The sequence below is a fragment of the Corynebacterium sp. HMSC075D04 genome, from assembly GCF_001815635.1.
Taxonomy (GTDB): domain Bacteria; phylum Actinomycetota; class Actinomycetes; order Mycobacteriales; family Mycobacteriaceae; genus Corynebacterium; species Corynebacterium coyleae.
The window spans coordinates 51,417-71,511 of the sequence record NZ_KV821287.1; the positions used below are offsets into that span (position 1 = coordinate 51,417).

The window sequence follows — 20,095 nt, forward strand, 5'->3', positions numbered from 1 at the left end:
ACCGGGAAAGTTAGGTGCTTAGTGCAAGACTTGCTGCACGTTGGCGACTCCAGCTCGCGGGTTGCCGAGGTTCGGTTGTCGCTGGCCCGCCTCGGTCTCCTCGACGGATACGAAGGCGAAATCGATAGCACGCGTCGCTTCACCGAAAGCGAGATGCTTTTCGACGACACCCTCGCCGAAGCCCTCAAAGCCTTCCAACAATCTCGCGGCATTTTGCCGTCTGGCTCCATCGACGACCTGACGCTCCGCGAGCTGCGCGAAGCCTCCTACACGTTGGGCGCGCGCGTGCTGAGCTACCAGCCGGGCCAGGAAATGGTCGGCGACGATGTGGGTCAGTTGCAGACACAGCTTCACGAGCTCGGCTTTTACTCCAACCGCATCGACGGCCGCTTCGGCCCCGCCACCTACGAGGCGTTGATGAACTACCAGTTGAACTCCGGTTTGGAGGACGACGGTGTCTGCGGCCCCGACACGTTGCATGCGTTGTCGCTGCTTGGCCGTCGTATCACCGGTGGTTCCGCCCAGGCGATCCGTGAGCGCGAAACCGTCCGCCAGGCCGGCCCGAACCTGGCCGGTAAGCGCGTAGTCATCGACCCTGACCTCGGTGGTTCCGACAAGGGCCTGGTTGTGGAGGGTCCGTACGGCCCCATCACCGAGGAGGAGATCCTCTGGGACCTCGCCCAGCGTATCGAGGGCCGCATGGTCGCCACCGGCATGGAAACCATCCTGTCCCGCCCGCGCGGCGACAACCCGTCCAACAAGCACCGCGCCGACCTGGCCAACGGCTTCAACGCCGACCTGCTGATCTCACTGCGTCTGGATTCCTACCCAAACGAGAAGGCCAACGGCGTTGCCACCTTCTACTTCGGCTCCGAGCACGGCAGCTCCTCGATGACCGGCGAAACCCTGTCCGGTTACATCCAGCGCGAGATCGCTGCCCGCACTGACCTGCAGAATTGCCGAAACCACGCCCGCACCTGGGAGATGCTGCGGATGACCCGCATGCCGTCGGTGGAGCTCGTGGCCGGCTACCTCACCAACCCGGGCGACCTGGCCGTACTTACCGACCCCGCCCAGCGCGACGCCATCGCCGAAGCCGTCGTCGTCGCCGTGAAGCGCCTCTACCTGCTGGACCACGACACCCGCCCGACAGGCACCTACTCCTTCAAGGAGCTCCTGCGCGAAGAGCAGGCCTAGCCGCCCGCCCGGCTCTCGCGCCCTCCCAGGCCTCTTTTACCCAAATAGTTCCCGTCCTGGGAACTATTTCGGCTTTCCGGGCCCAAATAGTTCACTTCGACCAGGTCGCACCGTCGCGAACCAAAGATAATTCCCGGGCCTAACGCGATCTGCCGATTTCCGTGGAACTTTTTTGGTGAGGGGAGCGGCAACGGCCTCGATCGCGACCTCTATCGCGGCAGCAGTCGCCCGTCGCCCGTCGGCCGGCACCCAGTCACTGACACATTGCGGCAGAATCTGTCAGCCGCAGGTAATCGTGCAGGTCAGACACGACCCTGACAAAGTCCGGCAGAATCTGTCAGCCGCCGGCATCGTCGCAGATCAGAAGGGAGCACTGACAAATTCGGCAAAATGTGTCAGGAGCGGACACCGCTAGGCAGCGTGGCAGGCCGACAGCGGGCATGCGGACACCGCGGGCGCACAGGCGACCCAAACCAACCGCCCAAACCAGCCGCCTAAAACCCCTAGTCGGTGCCTTGGATGAGCCCCATGATGCGCTCGAAGTCGTCCTTGTCGCCGAACTCGACGACGATCTTGCCCTTGCGCTTGCCCATGGTGACGGAGACTTTGGTGTCCCAGATGTCGGCAAGCGAGTCGGCGGCCTGGCTGAGGTACTCCGGCTGGGGGAGAGGTTGGCGCTTCGGCTTGTCGGGCACCTTGCCGCCTGCGTTGATCATGGATACGGCCTCTTCGGTGGCGCGCACGGACAGGCCCTCGGCGACGATGCGGTCGGCGAGTTGGGCCTGGGCGTCGGTGGTGTCGTCGCCAAGTTTGATGCCCAAAAGCGCACGGGCGTGGCCGGCGGACAGCACACCGGCGGCGACGCGGCGCTGCACCGGAACCGGCAGCTTGAGCAGGCGGATCGCGTTGGTGATCACGGGGCGGGAGCGGCCGAGCCGGTCGGCGAGTTGTTCTTGGGTGACGCCGAACTCGTCGAGAAGTTGCTGGTAGGCGGCAGCTTCTTCGAGTGGATTCAACTGCACGCGGTGGATGTTTTCCAGCAGTGCGTCGCGGAGCATGTCCTCGTCGGAGGTTTCGCGCACGATCGCCGGGATGTGCTTGAGGCCTGCCTTGGAGGAGGCGCGCCAACGGCGCTCGCCCATGATGAGTTCAAAGCCTTCGGGGGTGTCGCGGACGACGATGGGTTGGAGGAGGCCGAACTCGCGGATGGAGTGGACCAGTTCGGCGAGCTCATCCTCGTCGAAGACCTGGCGTGGCTGCTTCGGGTTCGGGATGATCTGGCCGATCGGGATTTCCTGGTATCGGGCGCCCACCGGCACCGGCTGCATGACGTTGTCCTGCTTCGCAGTAACGGTCGGCGCGCCCTTCACAGCCCGCGGCGCACCCTTCGGCGCCTTGCCAGACCCTGCACCAGAACCAGCACCAGAGCCCTTGTCCTGCTTGCCGAAGATCACGTCGGAGGCGTTGCCACCGATGCCGGGGGTTTTGCCGTTCTTGTCAATGTCTGCGGGTGCCGACGGGATCAGTGCTGCCAGTCCGCGGCCGAGGCCGCCTTTGCGTTCTGCCATGGTTTAGTCCTCCTCGGAAGAGCTGTCGAGTTGGGCGGAGACTTCCGGGCTCACGCCAATTGGGCCGGTGGTGGGGTGGGGTTGGTAGTCGCCGCGCAGCGCGAGTTCTTTGGCTGCGTCGAAGTAGGCGAGTGCTCCGCGGGAGCCGGGGTCGTAGTCGATGACGGTCTGGCCGTAGCCCGGCGCTTCGGAGACCTTCACGGAGCGGGGGATGACGTTGTTCAGCACGACTTGGCCGAATTGGCCGCGGACCTCGTCGGCGACGTCGGCCGCGAGGCGGGTGCGGGCGTCGTACATGGTCAGCAGGATCGCGGAGATGTGCAGGTTGTGGTTGAGGTGTTCGCGGATCATGCCGATGTTGCCCAGCAGCTGCCCCACGCCTTCGAGTGCGTAGTACTCGCATTGGATGGGGATGAGTACTTCGTCGACGGCGGTCATCGCGTTGATGGTCAGCAGCCCGAGCGAGGGTGGACAGTCGATGAAGACGTAGTCGAAGCCGTGTTCTTGCATGAAACCGCGGCGGATGGCGTCGTGGAGTCTGTATTCGCGGCGCACCATGGACACCAGCTCGATTTCCGCGCCGGCGAGGTCGATGGTGGCGGGGATGCAGAACAGGTTCTCGTTGTCTGCGTGGGCCTGCACGGCGTCGGCGGCGTCGGCCTCACCGATGAGCACTTCGTAGCTGGAGGTGGTGCCGGAGGTGTGCTCGGCGCCGAGCGCGGTGGAGGCGTTGCCCTGCGGATCCAGGTCGATCACCAGCACTTTCATGCCCTGGCGGCTCAGTGACGCCGCGAGGTTGACGCTGGTTGTGGTTTTGCCGACGCCGCCTTTTTGGTTGGCAACGGTGATCACGCGGGGTTGGTCGGGTCGCGGGAGCGTTTCGCTTCTCGACGACACCCTCGCCGCCCGCATCGCCTCCTCCATCAAAGGCGTGTCATCGTAGTGATCCACTTATTCCCCCTTCTTCTTGCGGGTGATGCGGATTAGGGTGGTTGGCTGTTCAAGCGTAGTCGCACCCACGGTGAGAATCTCGGGATCCTTACCGCCAGCCTTGGCGATGAGCTTGGCGTCGCGCTCCAGCTCCTCGGCGACGGATTCGCCCTTCATGGCGATCATGGCCCCACCGCCCTGCAGCAGCGGAAGCGACCAGCCGGCAAGTTTGCCCAAGGGTGCCACGGCGCGGGAGGTCACGGCGTCGAAGGATGCCTTCGGCTGCTCCTCGGCGCGGCCACGGATGACGGTGACGTTGTCCAGGCCGAGCTCCTCGGTGATCTCGCGCAGGTAGGTGGAGCGCTTCAGCAGCGGCTCGATGAGCGTGATCTTCAGGTCCGGCCGAGCGATCGCCAGCGGGATGCCGGGCAGCCCGGCGCCGGAGCCGATGTCCGCCACCTTCAGCCCCTCTTGGAAGGCCTCCGAGATCACCGCGCAGTTCAGGATGTGGCGCTCCCACAGGCGCGCGACTTCCTTGGGGCCAATAAAGCCACGCTCGGCGGCTGTGGTGGCCAGCGACTGGTGGTAGGCCTCGGCTAATGCGAGGCGATCTCCGAAAACTTGGGCTGCGGCTGCAGGGGACGTATCCGACATGCACAACACTGTAGTCGGCTCCACGACACGGCCCCACACCATATATATGGGCATGAAAAATGCCCCGGGTGAAGCCGGGGCGTCGTCGATAAGCAAATGCTTACTTGCCTTGCTTGCGCTGCTTCTTCGTGCGGCGATCCACCTTGCGGGCACCCGGGGCAGGCGCGGTGGTGCGCTTCATCTCCACCTTGCGGGCCTCCTCGGCAGCCTCCTCGGCGTCCATCTTGTTGTTCAGGAAACGGGTCTGGAAGAAGGTCCACACGTTGTTGGTCAGCATGTAGAACAGCAGGCCGATGTGCCAGATGACACCGGTGGCCAGAATCATGATGGGGAAGAACCAGAGCATCATCTTGTTCATCATGCCCATCTGGGATTCCATCATCGCGGCCATCTCGCCCTGCGGCTTCGCGGTCTTGCCGGCAGCCTTGCGGGCGGCCTGGCGGTTGATCATGATGCGGGCGTTGAAGTGCGTAAACGCAGCACACAGCACGACCAGCGGGGCACAGACGGCGATGATGTTCGCACGCGTCAGGTCAGCGTTACCGAAGGCTGCGAACATCTCCTCCGGCATCGACATGTACGCCGACAGCGGCACACCGAGGAAGTCCGCGTCCAGGAAGGACTGCACGTCCGACGGCGGGAAGGCGTAGTTGGCGGTGTTGCGGTTCTGCTCAACCGTGAAACCAAGACCAACGCCGCCGCCGTCACCGGTGCGGTTGAAGGAACGCAGCACGTGGAGCAGGCCAATAAAAATCGGCATCTGCACCAGCGGCACGATGCAGGATGCCAGCGGGTTGGTACCCATCTCGCGGTAGAGCTTCTGCGTCTCCTCCGCGATCTTCTGCTGGTCGCCCTTGTACTTCTCGCGGATTTCCTGCATCCGCGGCTGCATCTCCTGCATCTTGCGGGTGGACCGCATCTGGTTCACCATCGGCTTCAGCAGCAGCAGACGCACCGTGCATGTCAGCAGCACGATGGCGAGGATCCAGGAAATACCTGAATCCTTCGGAAGGATGAAGCCGAGAACCTCGTGCCAGAACTTCAGCACCCAGGAAATCGGCCAATAAATGAAATTCAGCACGTTTCGGTGTTACTCCTCACTCAATTCGATGCTGCCCGGGACAGGGTCGTAGCCCCCCGGGTGCCAGGGTCCGCATTTGCAGATCCGGGCCGCCGCCAGCATCCCACCACGTAGAGCGCCGTGCCGAGACACAGCTTCGAGCCCATACGCGCTGCATACCGGCAGAAAACGACAGGTCCCGCCCATTTTAAGGGGTGAGAGGTATTTTTGGTAGCCGCGAATCAGCCCGACCAGCGCTTTGGCGGCCGGTCCGCGGGCGGCGGGGATTTCGCCGCCGGCGAAGTTGTAGTACGCCATTAGCGGTTCATCGCTTTGGTAATGGCGCGCTCCATGTCGCGCGCGAGGTCATCGCTGGTTGCGGTGGCAGACTTCGGCAGGGCGCGAATGACGACGTCGTAATTGCGCGGCAGCTTATCGACGACCCCACGTTGCACCACCACATGCCTCAACCTCCGCGACACCGCATGGCGGGTCACGGCGTTGCCGACCTGCTTAGACACCACAAGCCCGAAACGTGGGCCACCTGTGATGACCTCGTCCGGGCGTGGGTACACATGGACCATTAACGTGCGAGACCCCGCGCGCACTCCCTGCTTCATCGCCGTTTTGAAGTCGGCAGATGAAGTGAGTTTGTGCGGGCGGGGTAGCACGATAGTTGCGTAAGACTACGCGGAAAGGTTCGCGCGGCCCTTCTTGCGGCGCGCGGAAACGATTGCGCGGCCGGCGCGGGTCTGCATACGAGCGCGGAAGCCGTGCTTGCGTGCGCGGCGACGGTTATTCGGCTGGAAAGTCCGCTTAGACACGGTGGACTCCTTGTGCGGTCATGAACGGCCGACGGCTCGTGAAAGCCTCCCGGGGTAGTAGCCGTTCCAAAGTTGAAACGAGTGCGTCGAGATTGCGGTTCGGCACCAGTGGATCGGTGCGCAGTCGCGTGCAGCGCCTTCGCCGGCTCGCCTTGGTAAGCGGCCCGGTGCCCGGCGGGGGCGGTGCTCTCGTGAAGCACGCCAGGGGTAACTGGCGTGAAGACGGGGTTAAGACTACGCGAGATTTGCGGCCGCGGCCAAATCAACACTCCGGGTTTCTCATCTGGCCCGAACGGGTGCCCCCGTAATTACAAGCTTGTGTTTTTTCGCAGGTCGGGCAACGAATCGCCGAAGTTTCCTGCGGAGCAGCTGTGAGTATGGGGACACATGTTCGACGACAGGAGTTGTCCACAGTTTGGTGAATGACAAAACGTTAGACACTGCGAGGTCGGGCGGGGTAACAATGTTTCAACACCACAATCACACAGGCTGTTCATGCACAGCCCTGTGGATAACTGTGAAGTAATGGTTGAGACTTTCCCGGTTCGACGGTCATTTCCGCAGGGCAGGTCAGGTTTCTGTAATTCACACAGTTATCCACAGAGGAAAATGCACCTGTGGACAACTCCCGAATGCGAAGCTGTCCACACCTGTGGATAACATTGTGGATCGGCAGGTGAGAGCCAAGCCGATCATCCTCAGCGCTTGTGGATCAAGCGGTGAATTTGGAATTACAGGAAATTGACAGACTGGAGCGGACCTTGGCGGATCAACACCTCGAGGATCTTTGGCGTGGCATCGTCGACGAACTCCTCAGACTCTCCGAGCAACCCTCCTCCTCGGTCCCCACACTCACCCCGCAGCAGCGCGCCTACCTGCGGCTCATGAAGCCAGTCGTGCTTGTCGACGGCTACGCCCTCCTCTCCGCACCACACCAAGCCGCCAAAAACGTGGTCGAAGACTCCCTTTCCCCGCACATCACCGCGCTGCTGACCTCCCACACCGGACTGCCCTACAACCTGGCCGTTTCCGTCGCCGCACCCGAGCCCGAGCCTGAACCACAACCCGAACCCGAACCGGTGCAGCCGCCCACGCCGCCGGTCCAGCAGCACTCCTGGGGCCAATCCCAAACCGTGGCGGGGGAGTACGAAGCAGAACAACCCGCCGCCGGCGAACAAATCCCAATGGGCCTCGATGAGCTGGCGCGGATGCATGCCGCTCAGGTTGAGGGGCGTCGTCGAGAAGCAGCTGCTCATCCAACAGTGGACCGCCGCATCCCGCGCGAAAAGCCAGCTCACGACCCCGACCGCGAAGCCAGCCTCAACCCGAAATACACCTTTGAAAACTTCGTCATCGGCTCCTCAAACCGCTTCGCCAACGGCGCCGCCGTCGCCGTCGCCGAAAACCCCGCCAAGGCCTACAACCCCCTCTTCATCTGGGGCGGCTCCGGCCTCGGCAAAACCCACCTGCTGCACGCCGCCGGCAACTACGCGCGCGTCCTACAGCCAGGCCTGCGTATTAAATATGTCTCGTCCGAGGAATTCACCAACGACTACATCAACTCCGTGCGCGACGACCGCCAAGAATCCTTCAAGCGGCGCTACCGCAACCTCGACATTTTGATGGTCGACGACATCCAATTCCTCGAAGGCAAAGAAGGCACCCAGGAAGAGTTCTTCCACACCTTCAACGCCCTCCACCAGGCAAACAAGCAGATCATCCTGTCGTCCGACCGCCCGCCGAAGCAACTGACCACGCTGGAAGATCGCCTGCGGACCCGCTTCGAAGGCGGCCTGATCACCGACGTGCAGCCGCCAGATTTGGAAACCCGCATCGCGATTCTGATGAAGAAAGCCGCCGCCGACGGCACCCAAGTCGACCACGCCGTTTTGGAACTCATCGCATCGCAATTCGAGTCGTCGATCCGCGAACTCGAAGGCGCGTTAATCCGCGTCTCCGCCTACTCTTCGCTGATCAACGAGCCAATCACCATGGAAGTTGCGCAGGTAGCACTGCGCGACATTCTTCCCGACGAAGGCGACGTGAACATCAACGCCGCCACCATCAAAGAAGCCGCCGCGGAATACTTCGAAGTCACCATGGAGCAGCTCGTCGGCGCAGGTAAAACCCGTCAGGTGGCGCACGCCCGCCAGATCGCCATGTACCTCTGCCGCGAACTCACCGACCTGTCACTGCCCAAGATCGGTGACGAGTTCGGCGGCAAAGACCACACCACCGTCATGTATGCCGACCGCAAGATCCGCAAGGAAATGACAGAAAACCGTGGCACCTACGACGAGATCCAGGAGCTCACGCAACTGGTGAAGAACCGGGCCCGCGCGCGGTAGGCGGTTGAGTTAATAGGGGAGTCCACTCCGGTGGGCTCCCTTTTTTGTGGTTGTCGCGCCTCCCGCACGGCGTTTCCTGACAAACTTCACAAAATTTGTCAGGGTTCATTTCTGACCAGCAGCGATGCCGACGGCTGACAGATTCTGGCGGAATGTGTCAGCCAGGGAGCCTCAACAACACACCAAAACCACGCCAAACCCCACCCAACCTAGATCTATCCACAGACCTATCCACACCTGTGTAATTACACCGTTGTAATTAGGCGATCTTGGTCACAAAAGGCTTCTGACCGGCTGGGGAGCGAAATGTGGACAAACCGTGGATAGCTCGGGACAGATTGTGTAATTCCAAAAAGCGCAGAAATCTATCCACAAGCAAGGGCAGTTATCCACAAGTTATCCACACCCTGAATCACAAGACGGATCGCCGAGATGACCGGCCAAGATAACGTGTAATCCACAGATTCCCCAGGACTTACTGTTGTTCCCATCTATTTACTTGTAATTCTTCTAAGAGAAAGAGAGGGTGTGCAGAACTCGCCGGGGCTTCGTCGAGAGGCAAAGAGCGAATGACAAAACTGGCACCCGGAAATGGCGTGTGTCGGGGTGCCCGCCTAGAGTGGTTGCGTAATTACATCCGGCCCCTACCCACGTGCAAGGAGTCTGCGCCGCCATGGTTGACATCAACGGTGACAACAACGTGTCGTTCCGCGTCGAACGGGACGACCTTTCTGACGCCGCGGCGTGGGTTGCGCGCAGTTTGCCGACGAAGAACACGCAGCCGGTGCTTCGCGCGGTGGTCATCACTGCGGATGACAATGGTTTGGAATTCGCGGGCTTTGACTACGAGGTGTCCACCCGTGTGCGTATCGGCGCAGAGGTGTCTAACCCTGGTCGCGTCGCTGTGGCGGGCAAGCTCCTGGCGGACATTGTGGCGAACATGCCGAACAAGCCGGTTGAGGTGACCACGGATGGTCAGAAGCTGGTGCTGCAGGGTGCCGCGGCGCGCTTCGAGCTGCCGATTATGTCCTTGGATGATTATCCGCAGTTGCCTCACTTGCCGCAGGTCACGGGTCGTATTTCGCCGGCGTCGCTCACGGGTGCTGTCACTCAGGTCGCCGCGGCTGCGGGCCGTGATGACACGTTGCCGATGCTCACTGGTATCCACGTGGAGATCGACGGCGAAAATGTCACGCTCACTGCAACGGACCGTTTCCGCCTGGCGCAGCGTCACCTGACGTGGGAGCCGGCGAGCGCGAACGTGAAGGCTGATCTGCTGGTTCCGGCGAAGACGCTGTTGGATAACGCTCGTACGCTGGACACGAGTATCGACGAGCCGGTGGAGATCGCTGTCGGTTCCGAAGACAACATTGGCGGCGAGGGCCTGTTTGGCCTGCACACCGGCAACCGCGAAACCACAACTCGCATGTTGGATGCGGAGTTCCCGAATGTGGAGCCGTTGTTGCCGAAGGAGCACACGTCGATCGCGTCGGTTGAGGTTGCGCCGCTGATGGAGTCGATCCGTCGTGTCAGCTTGGTCGCGGACCGCAACGCGCAGCTGCGCCTGCACTTCAAGGAAGGCCAGGTCACGCTGTTTTCCTCCGGTGCGGATTCCGGTGCGGCTGAGGAGACCATCGACGCTGCTTTCACCGGTGCCGACGAACTGCTCATCGCCTTCAACGCCGGCTACCTGCGCGAGGGCCTGTCGGTGATTGGCACGAACCGCGTGGTGTTCGGCTTCACGGAGCCGTCGCGTCCGGCGATCATGATCCCGGAGCCGGAGGAGCTGCCGGAGGCGGACGAGAACGGCACGTTCCCCACCCCGGATACGTACTTCACGTACCTGCTGATGCCGGTTCGCCTGCCGGGTTAGTCGCGGGCGGCCTGTATGCACGTCCGCGAGCTTGATCTGCGTGATTTCCGCTCGTGGCCCGAGTTGAATCTCAAGCTCGAGCCGGGGGTGACGGTGATCGCCGGCCGCAACGGCCATGGCAAGACCAACATTGTGGAGGCTGTGCATTACACGTCCACGTTGTCGAGCCATCGCGTATCGACGGACGCACCCCTCGTAGCCAGCAACAAACCGAACGCGCGCGTCTCGGTCACCACGGTCAACGACAGCCGGGAACTCACAACACACCTGCTGATCAAGCCACATGGGGCGAACCAGGCGCAGATCAACCGCACGAAGTTGAAGTCCGCCCGGGAGATCCTGGGCGTGTTGAGCACGGTGATGTTTTCGCCGGAGGACCTGCGGCTGATCAATGGTGAGCCGGCGGAGCGGCGTCGCTTCCTGGACGACCTGGCGGCGCTGCGCACGCCGCGTCTTGGCGGGGCCCGCGCGGATTATGAGCGGGTGCTGCGCCAACGAAACGCACTGCTCAAGCACTCAAACATGGCGCTTCGCAGGGGCTATGGTGACGACGACGGCGCCAGCGCCTTGAGCACCCTCGACGTGTGGGACGGCCAGCTTGCACATTTTGGGGCGCAGGTGGTGGCGGGGCGGCATGGGCTCGTCGATACGCTTGGGCCCCTGATCGCGGAGGCGTACCACTCGGTGGCGCCGGAATCGCGGCCGGCGTCGGTGGAATACCGCTCTACGCTGGACAAAGCTGTCACGGAGCTCGCCGGCGGGCCCTCGCGGGACCCTGCCGTGTTTGAGGCGGCGATGCTCACGGAGTTGGGGCGGCGCCGCAAGGAGGAGATCGACCGGGGCATCACGCTGGTCGGCCCGCACCGCGACGACCTGGCGCTCATGCTCGGCGACAACCCTGCGAAAGGTTACGCCTCGCACGGGGAGACCTGGTCGTATGCGTTGTCACTGCACCTGGCCGAATACCAATTGTTGTCCAGCGACGGCAAGGATCCGGTGCTGATTCTCGACGACGTCTTCGCCGAACTCGACGCCAAACGCCGCGAGCGCCTCGTTCACGTGGCCGAAGAGGCCGAGCAGGTCCTGATTACCGCTGCGGTTGGCGACGATCTGCCCGGCAACCTCGACGACGCCGTCACCGCCCGCTACGCCGTGACCATGGAGGATGGGGTGAGTTCGATTGAGCGATCTCATTAAAACCACCTTCGACAACCTGCGCGCCACCGCCCGCAAACGCGGCGGCCGCCTGCCGGACCTCTCCCGGCAGGGCACAAGTGTGATTCCAAGGCGCAACAAGCCAACGCTTATCGACGACCACCGCACCATCACGGTGCCGGGGTTGGACTTGCCGGAAGGGGGTCGTCGACAAGCAGATGTTCGGGGGATTCCCACCGGCCTGGACGGACGCGCGCTGCCGAGGAGTTACAAAGTCTCCTCTTTTGCCAACCTGCTGGGCAAAGAAGTGCGCAAACGCGACTGGACCGAAAAGATGGCGCATGGCTGGGTGATGGGGCACTGGGAGGACCTGGTCGGGGAGAAGATCGCACAGCACACGCACGTGGAGATGATCAAGGGCGACGAAGTGCACGTGAGTTGTGATTCCACCGCGTGGGCGACCCAGATGAAGTACATGCAGCGCGAAGTGCTGCGCGCCATCGCCGAGAAAGTCGGGCCGGACGTGGTGACCAAACTGCACATCTACGGACCGAAGACGAAAAGTTGGCGCTACGGGCCGCTGCACGTCAAAGGCCGCGGCCCGCGGGATACGTATGGGTAGGGATTACGGTGGTATTGTTTCCCCCGAAAGCCCCGGAGCGATCCCTGCATCAGCACATCACCGGGGTTACTGATTTGAATGTCAATACCCTCACGCAGTTAGAGCTTGCGTTGGGGAAAAGTGTCGCTTATTGTTTTCCATGTAAGCCCCGCAGATTGAGCCAGTAACGGCGAAGGTTCTGAGTTTTCAGGACGCTCGGGGCATTTGAAATTTCTGGGGGTGGAAATGAATTTCAGCGATCTGAATATGAATCTCATCGCTTCTTCGCCGAGAATGTCAACGTTTCGGGATTATGTTTTAACGCCAGGAAAGAATGGACAGGAAGCGCCAGTTGATCGCTTACCAAGGGCGGAACAACACCTCGAACTTTCTGAAAGAATTAACCGGGCTGCAAGTCGACTGTATTTCTGGGACTCACAAATCGCGGGGTCTTTTTGGCCCGCAGTGGCGCTGGTGGAGGTTCTCGTTCGCAACGCTATGAACGACGAACTGTGCGACTACTTCGATATAGACCACGAAGACGGTTGGCATACGTTAGTGATGAATGGAGAAGACTCCATATCGTCTTCCGAAGAAGGGAATCAGCTCAAGAGCAAGTACATCCTTCTGACGCGAAAAGACTACCGTGCATTTGAACAGAAACTGAGTGAGATTAAACGGAAGCGTCCCAGTTCTGCTATTTCGGGGGACTATTTTGTAGGAAAAGTTTCTCTAGGAATGTGGCTTAGCTTGTTGAATAACGGAGACTCGGGTCCAGGGCGCGGCTATCTCAACTACGAACAGACGCTATGGGAGCCGTGTTTGGTTGAGGCTTTTCCGAACTATCAAGGCAAGCGTTCCCAGCTGAGGAACGAATTAAACCAGTTTGCCAAGTTACGGAACCGGATCGCTCATCATGAACATCTTCTCGGACGGCACAACTTTAATAGTGATGCGGATAACCTCGTTAGTATCGCGAGCTATATCGACGAGGACGTTGCGGAGGTTATCCGACAAAACAACCGCTTTCGTTCTGTGATCGCCCAGCAACAAGATTTCCTTGACGGATTGACTGTCCTTTAAAACCCGAAAACGTGAAATTGGGGCGTGAAACGCCCGCTCGCGGGTTGGACGAGTGCCCGTTATGTCCCCCTCGGCGTGTAAGATGAAACGAGTTCAACGGGCTTAGGGCCCATATTTCACGCATGGAGGAGCGTCCCGCAGTGGCTGAACAGCAACCCCATTACGACGCGTCGTCGATTACTATTCTCGAGGGCCTTGAGGCGGTGCGTAAGCGCCCAGGTATGTACATCGGTTCCACCGGTGTGCGCGGTCTGCACCACTTGGTGTGGGAGGTCGTGGACAACTCTGTCGACGAGGCGATGGCGGGCTACGCCGACCAGGTCGATGTGACGTTGTTGGAAGACGGCGGCGTTCAGGTCGTCGATAATGGTCGCGGTATTCCGGTGGAGATGCACCCGTCTGGTGCACCGACGGTGCAGGTTGTCATGACGCAGCTGCACGCCGGCGGTAAGTTCGACTCGGATTCCTACGCGGTGTCTGGTGGTTTGCACGGTGTTGGTATTTCCGTGGTGAACGCGCTGTCGACTCGTGTTGAGGCGGACATTAAGCGCGACGGCAAGCACTGGCTGCAGAACTTCAAGATGGCTGTGCCGGACAAGCTGGAGGAGGGCGGTAATGCCCGCGGTACTGGTACGGCGATTCGTTTTTGGCCGGACCCGGAGATTTTTGAGACGGTCGAGTTCAATTACGACACCATTGCGCGCCGTCTGCAGGAGATGGCGTTCCTGAACAAGGGTCTGACGATTACGCTGACGGACCAGCGCGTCACTGACGAGGAACTTGAGCTCGAGGCGATCGCCGAAGAGGGCGACACCGCTGCGCTGATCGGCGGCGACTCGTTCGACGACAACACCGAAACCGTCGACGCGTCCGAGGTGGATAAGGACGGCGACGGCAACCCGGTTGAGGCTGGCGATGAGGTTGCGCCGGACGTCAAGAAGAAGCGCGAGAAGAAGGTTGTCTACCACTACCCAGACGGCCTGATTGACTACGTCAACTACCTGAACAAGTCGAAGACCGCCATCCACCCGACCATCGTCGGTTTCGACCAGAAGGGTGACGGCCTCGAGGCTGAGGTGGCGATGCAGTGGAACAGCTCCTTTAAGGAGTCTGTCCACACCTTTGCCAACACCATCAACACGCATGAGGGCGGTACGCACGAGGAAGGTTTCCGTGCTGCGCTGACCACGTTGATGAACCGCTACGCCCGCGAGCACAAGCTGCTCAAGGACAAGGAGCCGAATCTTACTGGCGACGACTGCCGTGAGGGCCTCGCCGCTGTCGTCTCCGTACGCGTGGCTGACCCGCAGTTCGAGGGCCAGACGAAGACGAAGCTGGGCAACACTGAAGTCAAGGGCTTTGTCCAGCGCGCTATCAACGAGAACCTGTCCGATTGGTTCGACGCGAACCCGGCTGAGGCGAAGGTCATCGTGAACAAGGCGGTGGCGTCCTCGCAGGCTCGTCAGGCGGCGCGTAAGGCGCGTGACCTGGTTCGTCGTAAGTCTGCGACGGACCTGGGTGGCCTGCCAGGCAAGCTGGCGGACTGCCGTTCGAAGGACCCTGCAAAGTCCGAACTGTTCATCGTGGAGGGTGACTCCGCAGGCGGTTCCGCAAAGGGCGGCCGCGACTCCAAGTACCAGGCGATCCTGCCGCTGCGAGGCAAGATCCTGAACGTGGAGAAGGCCCGCATGGACCGCGTGCTCAAGAACGCCGAGGTCCAGGCCATCATCACCGCCCTGGGCACGGGTATCCACGAAGAGTTCGACATTGCGAAACTGCGCTACCACAAGATCGTGCTCATGGCCGATGCTGACGTGGACGGCCAGCACATCGCCACCCTGCTGCTGACCTTGCTATTCCGCTTCATGCCGGAACTGGTGGAGAACGGCCACGTGTACCTGGCTAACCCGCCGTTGTACAAGCTCAAGTGGGGCAAGGGCGAGCCGGGCTACGCCTTCTCCGACCGCGAGCGCGACGAGCTGCTGGCGGAGGGCCTGGAGGCCGGCCGCAAGATCAACACCGATGACGGCATCCAGCGTTACAAGGGTCTGGGCGAGATGAACGCCAAGGAGCTGTGGGAGACCACCCTGGACCCGGAGACCCGCATCCTGCGCCGCGTGGAGCTCGAGGACGCGCAGCGCGCCGACGAGTTGTTCTCCATCCTGATGGGCGACGACGTCGCGGCACGCCGCAGCTTCATCACCCGCCGCGCGAAGGACGTCCGCTTCCTCGACGTCTAGGCTGTAGGCGCGTACAGCAACGCCCCGGCACTTCCCTTGGTGGAAGTGCCGGGGCGTTGGTGGTTGTGAGGTGCTGCGGGTGCTTTGCGCTACGCGTACTTTTCGACGACACGCCCCAGGTCCGGCAACGCCGGACTCACAATCTTCTTCGCCTTGCCGCGCAGCGTGGAGTAGACCTTCTTCAGTGCGCTGGGCATGGATTCGATGGCGGTATCACCAGCCTTGAGAACGGAATCAATCACGGAGTCCTCGTTCGCGGCGAGGAACCCACCGAAGTCCTGCTGGCCGCTTGCCTTGAAGGCGTTCCAGTGCGGGTTCAGCGACTCGACGAGGTCCGGCAGGAACTTGTTCAGTCCCTTGCTCACGGCGTCTGCATCAGCTTTCTTACCTGCGGCGATGGCGGACTTGAGGGCCATGCCGGTCAGGCCGGACTGGTTGGCCACGGTGGTTTCCGTCAGTTGGGTCAGGTCCTCGACGAGCTTGGACCGGGTGGAGGCGTCGAGAAGCTTGGATAGATCACTCATAGTGGGCAGTGTACTTGCCGTACGACAGGATTTTTGTTTGCGGGAAAACAAGCAGCTGTCAGGGAGCAGGGATATAGTCTTCAGTATCTTCGGCACTAATTGACAGGAAACGTTATGCCTGATTTTAAAGACATCGCTTCTCGGCTTCCTGAGATCGCAGGTATGGTCATCGCGATTCTGACGGTTCTCGGACTCATCGGCGGATTGTCATCGGGGGAGTTAAGTTCAGAAAACCCAGGGCAGCAGAAGATTACGCAACCGGACAGGGAGAGGCCCAACCCTGCGCCGCAGCCTCGGCCTTCGCAGCAGCCGCAGAAGCCTGCACCGCGTGTAACCGCTGGTATGCGCAACACCGAGGTGTACCGCCAGTCCCAGGGCTTCGAACGGCTTGTCAATCTGGGCAAGGTGGCGCCGGGCGCCAAATATACGGTGTTTGACCAGGCGGGTCGTCCTAAAGGCGAATGCAGTTTTGGGTGGATGCTGCGCCAGCAGAACACTAACCGTGTGTTCAACCTGACCGCCGGTCACTGCGGTGTGACAGGGGACCGTGCGTTTGTGATGCTTCCCAATAACCAGCTCATGTATGCGGGTCGGTTTATCTCTTCGACCGGCATGCCGAATCGGATTGGGGTCGATGCTGATTTCGCAGTCATTTTCCTTGATAACCCCAATGTGCAGATTGACCCGACCGTTCCAGGTGTTGGCCGTGTGCAGGGTGTTGCTGGTTTGCCGGCAATCGATAGGACTGAGCCGAAGCTTTGCCGTCTAGGTTGGCGCAGCGGCTTGTCGTGTGGCTACTACATCGATACTCCAAGTCCGCTGGTGTTCCGGTTCCGGAACATTTCGGACCACGGCGATTCCGGCGGCCCAGTGTGGGTTGAGGGGCCGAATGGCCGCTACGCCGCAGGTGTCCTGTCCTTCGGACCGAAGGTGAATGCTACCCAAATCGGTGCTGCCGCAATCGGCCCTGTGCTTGAGTACCTGAGTCAGTACAACTTCTATTACTGGGGCTAGAACCGGAGGTAAACGACAAGACCGCGTCCAGGACTGGACGCGGTCTTTTTGGTTGCAGTTCTTCCTCCGCAGCCCCATAAGTCACTGCAACCACAACAGTTCACAACCGTAACATACGCGGTTGCGGGGCGTTACTTAAACGACGGAGGATTTTTCTGGAATTGGTCAATCGCCTGCGTGACCTGGGACGTAATGAACTGTGCCGGGAAGATTCGGTTGCTCTCGGAGGAGCCCACGACGTGGGTGAGGTTGAACTGCTTGGCTACGTCGTCGACAGCTTGGCGCACTGGCGGCACGAAATCGACGATGGCCTGGATGGCAACCAGCGTGGTCACCAACGCGATGGTCAACGAGATCGGAGCCGAGCCGGTGTAGGAGCCCTCAAGCGGGCGCTTTTCTGGCACGTCGAGGTCCTTGTCGTAGTCCGGACGGTAGTTCGGCTTGGAGGAACCACCGGAGCTCGTAGTGGAGAGCTGTGTGACGGCGGGTTCGGCGTGAGCTGGTGCGACCGTGGTGGCGGCGGCAGCGGCCACGGCAATCGCAGTGGCGGCGGTGGCGATTTTCTTCATGGCAGACATGTTAAGCGCTCGGGATCGTTAGAAGGGCAATGAACCCATCTGTGTCACTGCGAACCCTGCGGCGCCGAGCAGGGCCAGGACGCCGAGCACGATGGCGATGATGCCGCCGGTGCTGGACCCCTCCTTGTCCGTACCGCCAGGAGTCGGTGCAGGCGCAGGCGCGGGTGCCGGATTGGCGGTGGACGGCGTCCCCGGCTTCGGCGCAGGCGCAGGCGCAGGTGCGGGCGAACCAGGACCAGGCGCATCAGAAGGCTGCGTTGCGGTCGTGGTGTTGCTGCGGATGGCGATTGGCAGGCGGGCCGTGTTTTGCGAGCCGTCCTTGAAGGTCACCACCACATTCGCCGCAATTTGCGCAACGTCCGCGTTTTTACCTGCTGTGATGGTGATGGCACCCGTGGAGGTGTCGGCCGTAAACGTGAGGTCACGGATGACCAAGTTAGTGATGCTCACTACGGCGCCGTCCGGCCAGTTGTTTGGCTTCACGGTCACGCTTTCCCCGGGAAGGAGTCTTGCGGTGGGGTAGCGCACGGTGGTCACGGATGCCTGTTCCACCTCGGGTTTGGTGAAGGTGAAGTTGGTCTCAAGGTACGTGCGCGACCCGTCGGGGAAGCGAGCGGTTACCGGCATGGTCACGGTGGTGCCGGCCCTGGTGCGCTGCGGCGGGGTCAGGTTGATTTCGCCGGTGTGGCGGTCGATCTTCACCTGCCAGCCGGCCGGGGGCGTTTGGTTGATCTCAAACGTGGTGCCTTTGGGGAAGTCGCCGACCGGTTTGGCTGTGGCGATTTCCGTGGTGGTGGCGCTCGCGGCGGGGTATTTCGCGGTGAAGGCTTCGGAGTTCCACTTGCCGTCTTCGGTGACGGTGAAGGTCGCCCATCCGATGCCGACGAGGTTGTCCGGGGTGGTGACCTCGACTGGGATTTGGAAGGTCCAGGGTGCTGTCAGTGGGCGCTTTGGCTTGACGACGACAACCCCGCTGGCCTCGTCAACATCGACATCAATAAAGCGGAAGATGCTCGGGTTGAGATCGGGTCGTGCCTTGAAGGTGGTGCCTTCGGGCAGGGCGTCCGCCAACGCGGTGGAGGCTTGCTCGCTGCCGCTCATTGTCTTGTCGTGCCACTTCGGGGTGAAGGCGTTGTCGTAGATGTTGTTGAAGAAGTCCTCGATAGACGCACCGCTGCCAAGCGACTCGCTGGACTTCTTGGAGTAGGCGTAGATATCTGCACGCACGTTGCGGAACGAGCCGTCGGGGTACACCACCTTCACGCTGGCTGCGCTCTTGGAGCCTGGCTTGACCGGATCGAGCTGCGTGACAGACAGATCGCCGTTGGCGGCTGCGGTGACCTTGAAATGGTCGGGAGCGGTGACTTCGAATCGGGTGCCTTCGGGGAAGTCACCCTGCAGTTGCGCTACGGAGAGCACCGAATCGGAGCTGTCTTCGACGGTGAACGCTGGGTAGTACGACAGGGGATACTTCTTTGCCATCTCGCCGATGGTGTCGACGACGTGGATCATGATGGGGAAACTGCGTGCGCGCACGCCGTCGCTGCCGGTGATCATGAACTGGGTGCGCTGGTTGGGGATCACGTCTTCGGCGACGTGCATGGTGACCACGCCGGTGCGTGGGTTGGTGCTGAACCGGTAGCCCAGGTAGTCGTCGGAACCCTCGAAGCGCACGTTGCTGGGGATGGAGCCCTGCGGGGCGATCTCCACGGTACCGCCGGGCGTAACCTGCTTGACCGGCCACGTGAGTCCGGACAGGAAGGCTTGAGAGGTGGCGGCGGTTGCGGGGGAGTGGGGCAGGGCAACACCGCCGCCCAACAACGCGGCGGTGGTGGCGACCGCAATTGCGGTGCGACTGAACTTCATGGCTGCCTCCAATAAGTTATAAGAACTTTTCGACTATACCCCTAGACACCTGTAATGCGAGTTTTCGGATTTATCCCGTTTATCCCGCCCAGCGCCGATACACCTCTGCGGCGACCACGGCGAATCCCTCGTTGCCAGACGACAGCGGTGCGAGCACAGTAATAGAAGAGGACAAGGCCTCGGCGGCGGCGTCCACCGAGTCGAAGACAGGGATGCCGTGGAACCGGGAGCCCGGCACGGCAGCGCACGCCGCCAGAAACCCGAAGGACTTCACGTGGCAGCCGTGAACGTCGCAGTACTCGTCGGCGATGGCCAGCAACTGCTCTGCACTCAAGCCCATCACGAGCGGGCCTGCCGGATGCGCGATTCCATGGCGGTGTAGCCGGGGATGAGGGAGCGTGCGAGGTCGGTGACGGTGGCGTCGTCAAGCAAACGCGTTGCGGAGGAGACCACCGCACGACGCGCGGCTTCCTGCTTGGAGCACCCCCATGCGGATGCGAGTAAAACGAGCGCTTTGTCTTCGTCTGCGGTCAACCGGAGCGTCATAGCCATACCACTTTGATACCACGGCGCTCCATGG

The 20,095-nt window shown here is 61.4% G+C and carries 20 protein-coding genes; 8 read left to right on the forward strand and 12 right to left on the reverse strand.

Annotated features, from left to right (window positions below; genetic code table 11):
- Positions 1-21 precede the first annotated feature (21 nt).
- Positions 22-1,197, forward strand: a complete 1,176-nt coding sequence (locus HMPREF3048_RS00465; protein ID WP_070568245.1) for an N-acetylmuramoyl-L-alanine amidase — start codon at positions 22-24, stop codon at positions 1,195-1,197.
- Positions 1,198-1,700: 503 nt separating this feature from the next.
- On the opposite strand, the gene HMPREF3048_RS00470 is transcribed toward HMPREF3048_RS00465, so the two are convergent.
- The 7 genes from HMPREF3048_RS00470 to rpmH form a co-directional block, all read right to left on the reverse strand.
- Complete coding sequence (locus HMPREF3048_RS00470; RefSeq protein ID WP_070770928.1) at positions 1,701-2,765, reverse strand: ParB/RepB/Spo0J family partition protein; 1,065 nt, start codon at positions 2,763-2,765, stop codon at positions 1,701-1,703.
- A gap of 3 nt (positions 2,766-2,768) precedes the next feature.
- Complete coding sequence (locus tag HMPREF3048_RS00475; protein WP_092102887.1) at positions 2,769-3,689, reverse strand: ParA family protein; 921 nt, start codon at positions 3,687-3,689, stop codon at positions 2,769-2,771.
- A 27-nt stretch (positions 3,690-3,716) separates the two neighbouring features.
- Entirely contained in the window at positions 3,717-4,349 is a 633-nt protein-coding gene (rsmG, locus tag HMPREF3048_RS00480) for a 16S rRNA (guanine(527)-N(7))-methyltransferase RsmG (RefSeq protein WP_101732845.1), read from the reverse strand.
- 100 nt (positions 4,350-4,449) lie between these two features.
- Complete coding sequence (gene yidC / locus HMPREF3048_RS00485) at positions 4,450-5,430, reverse strand: membrane protein insertase YidC (protein ID WP_070421909.1); 981 nt, start codon at positions 5,428-5,430, stop codon at positions 4,450-4,452.
- A 9-nt stretch (positions 5,431-5,439) separates the two neighbouring features.
- Positions 5,440-5,727, reverse strand: a complete 288-nt coding sequence (gene yidD / locus HMPREF3048_RS00490) for a membrane protein insertion efficiency factor YidD (RefSeq protein ID WP_070421910.1) — start codon at positions 5,725-5,727, stop codon at positions 5,440-5,442.
- Positions 5,727-6,080 (reverse strand): ribonuclease P protein component, encoded by a 354-nt coding sequence (rnpA, locus tag HMPREF3048_RS00495; protein ID WP_070770929.1) that lies wholly within the window; start codon positions 6,078-6,080, stop codon positions 5,727-5,729. Before rnpA ends, yidD begins: the two co-directional genes overlap by 1 nt.
- Positions 6,081-6,095: 15 nt before the next feature.
- Positions 6,096-6,233: a 50S ribosomal protein L34 gene (gene rpmH, locus HMPREF3048_RS00500; RefSeq protein ID WP_070421912.1), complete on the reverse strand. Its 138-nt coding sequence runs from the start codon at positions 6,231-6,233 to the stop codon at positions 6,096-6,098.
- 761 nt (positions 6,234-6,994) lie between these two features.
- Between rpmH and dnaA the strand changes: the two genes are divergently transcribed.
- From dnaA to gyrB, 6 genes are all read left to right on the forward strand, one after another.
- Entirely contained in the window at positions 6,995-8,581 is a 1,587-nt protein-coding gene (gene dnaA, locus HMPREF3048_RS00505; RefSeq protein WP_070613775.1) for a chromosomal replication initiator protein DnaA, read from the forward strand.
- A 673-nt stretch (positions 8,582-9,254) separates the two neighbouring features.
- Complete coding sequence (dnaN, locus tag HMPREF3048_RS00510) at positions 9,255-10,454, forward strand: DNA polymerase III subunit beta (RefSeq protein WP_070421914.1); 1,200 nt, start codon at positions 9,255-9,257, stop codon at positions 10,452-10,454.
- A gap of 15 nt (positions 10,455-10,469) precedes the next feature.
- The gene (gene recF / locus HMPREF3048_RS00515) at positions 10,470-11,651 is read left to right on the forward strand and encodes a DNA replication/repair protein RecF (protein WP_070770930.1); all 1,182 of its coding nucleotides are present in this window, start codon (positions 10,470-10,472) and stop codon (positions 11,649-11,651) included.
- Positions 11,635-12,231 (forward strand): DciA family protein, encoded by a 597-nt coding sequence (locus HMPREF3048_RS00520; protein ID WP_070613778.1) that lies wholly within the window; start codon positions 11,635-11,637, stop codon positions 12,229-12,231. Before recF ends, HMPREF3048_RS00520 begins: the two co-directional genes overlap by 17 nt.
- Before the next feature lie 219 nt (positions 12,232-12,450).
- Positions 12,451-13,293 carry an Abi family protein gene (locus HMPREF3048_RS00525; protein ID WP_141740798.1) on the forward strand — a complete coding sequence of 281 codons (843 nt, stop codon included), beginning with the start codon at positions 12,451-12,453 and terminating at the stop codon, positions 13,291-13,293.
- Between the two features lie 122 nt (positions 13,294-13,415).
- Positions 13,416-15,533, forward strand: coding sequence for a DNA topoisomerase (ATP-hydrolyzing) subunit B (gyrB, locus tag HMPREF3048_RS00530; RefSeq protein WP_168167329.1), 2,118 nt, complete (start codon positions 13,416-13,418; stop codon positions 15,531-15,533).
- 89 nt (positions 15,534-15,622) lie between these two features.
- Here gyrB and HMPREF3048_RS00535 read toward each other — a convergent pair whose 3' ends face one another.
- The gene (locus HMPREF3048_RS00535) at positions 15,623-16,057 is read right to left on the reverse strand and encodes a DUF6918 family protein (RefSeq protein WP_070421918.1); all 435 of its coding nucleotides are present in this window, start codon (positions 16,055-16,057) and stop codon (positions 15,623-15,625) included.
- Between the two features lie 114 nt (positions 16,058-16,171).
- Between HMPREF3048_RS00535 and HMPREF3048_RS00540 the strand changes: the two genes are divergently transcribed.
- Positions 16,172-17,071 carry a chymotrypsin family serine protease gene (locus HMPREF3048_RS00540; RefSeq protein ID WP_141758807.1) on the forward strand — a complete coding sequence of 300 codons (900 nt, stop codon included), beginning with the start codon at positions 16,172-16,174 and terminating at the stop codon, positions 17,069-17,071.
- A 131-nt stretch (positions 17,072-17,202) separates the two neighbouring features.
- Here HMPREF3048_RS00540 and HMPREF3048_RS00545 read toward each other — a convergent pair whose 3' ends face one another.
- The 4 genes from HMPREF3048_RS00545 to HMPREF3048_RS00560 all read right to left on the reverse strand — a co-directional run bounded on the left by HMPREF3048_RS00545 (position 17,203) and on the right by HMPREF3048_RS00560 (position 20,067).
- Complete coding sequence (locus HMPREF3048_RS00545; RefSeq protein ID WP_070770931.1) at positions 17,203-17,640, reverse strand: hypothetical protein; 438 nt, start codon at positions 17,638-17,640, stop codon at positions 17,203-17,205.
- A 27-nt stretch (positions 17,641-17,667) separates the two neighbouring features.
- On the reverse strand, positions 17,668-19,515 hold the full coding sequence (locus HMPREF3048_RS00550) for a Rib/alpha-like domain-containing protein (protein ID WP_070770932.1): 1,848 nt from the start codon (positions 19,513-19,515) through the stop codon (positions 17,668-17,670).
- 79 nt (positions 19,516-19,594) lie between these two features.
- The gene (locus HMPREF3048_RS00555; protein ID WP_371326156.1) at positions 19,595-19,855 is read right to left on the reverse strand and encodes a TetR family transcriptional regulator; all 261 of its coding nucleotides are present in this window, start codon (positions 19,853-19,855) and stop codon (positions 19,595-19,597) included.
- On the reverse strand, positions 19,855-20,067 hold the full coding sequence (locus HMPREF3048_RS00560; RefSeq protein ID WP_070421923.1) for a CopG family transcriptional regulator: 213 nt from the start codon (positions 20,065-20,067) through the stop codon (positions 19,855-19,857). The genes HMPREF3048_RS00555 and HMPREF3048_RS00560 overlap by 1 nt, the downstream gene beginning before the upstream one ends.
- Positions 20,068-20,095 lie beyond the last annotated feature (28 nt).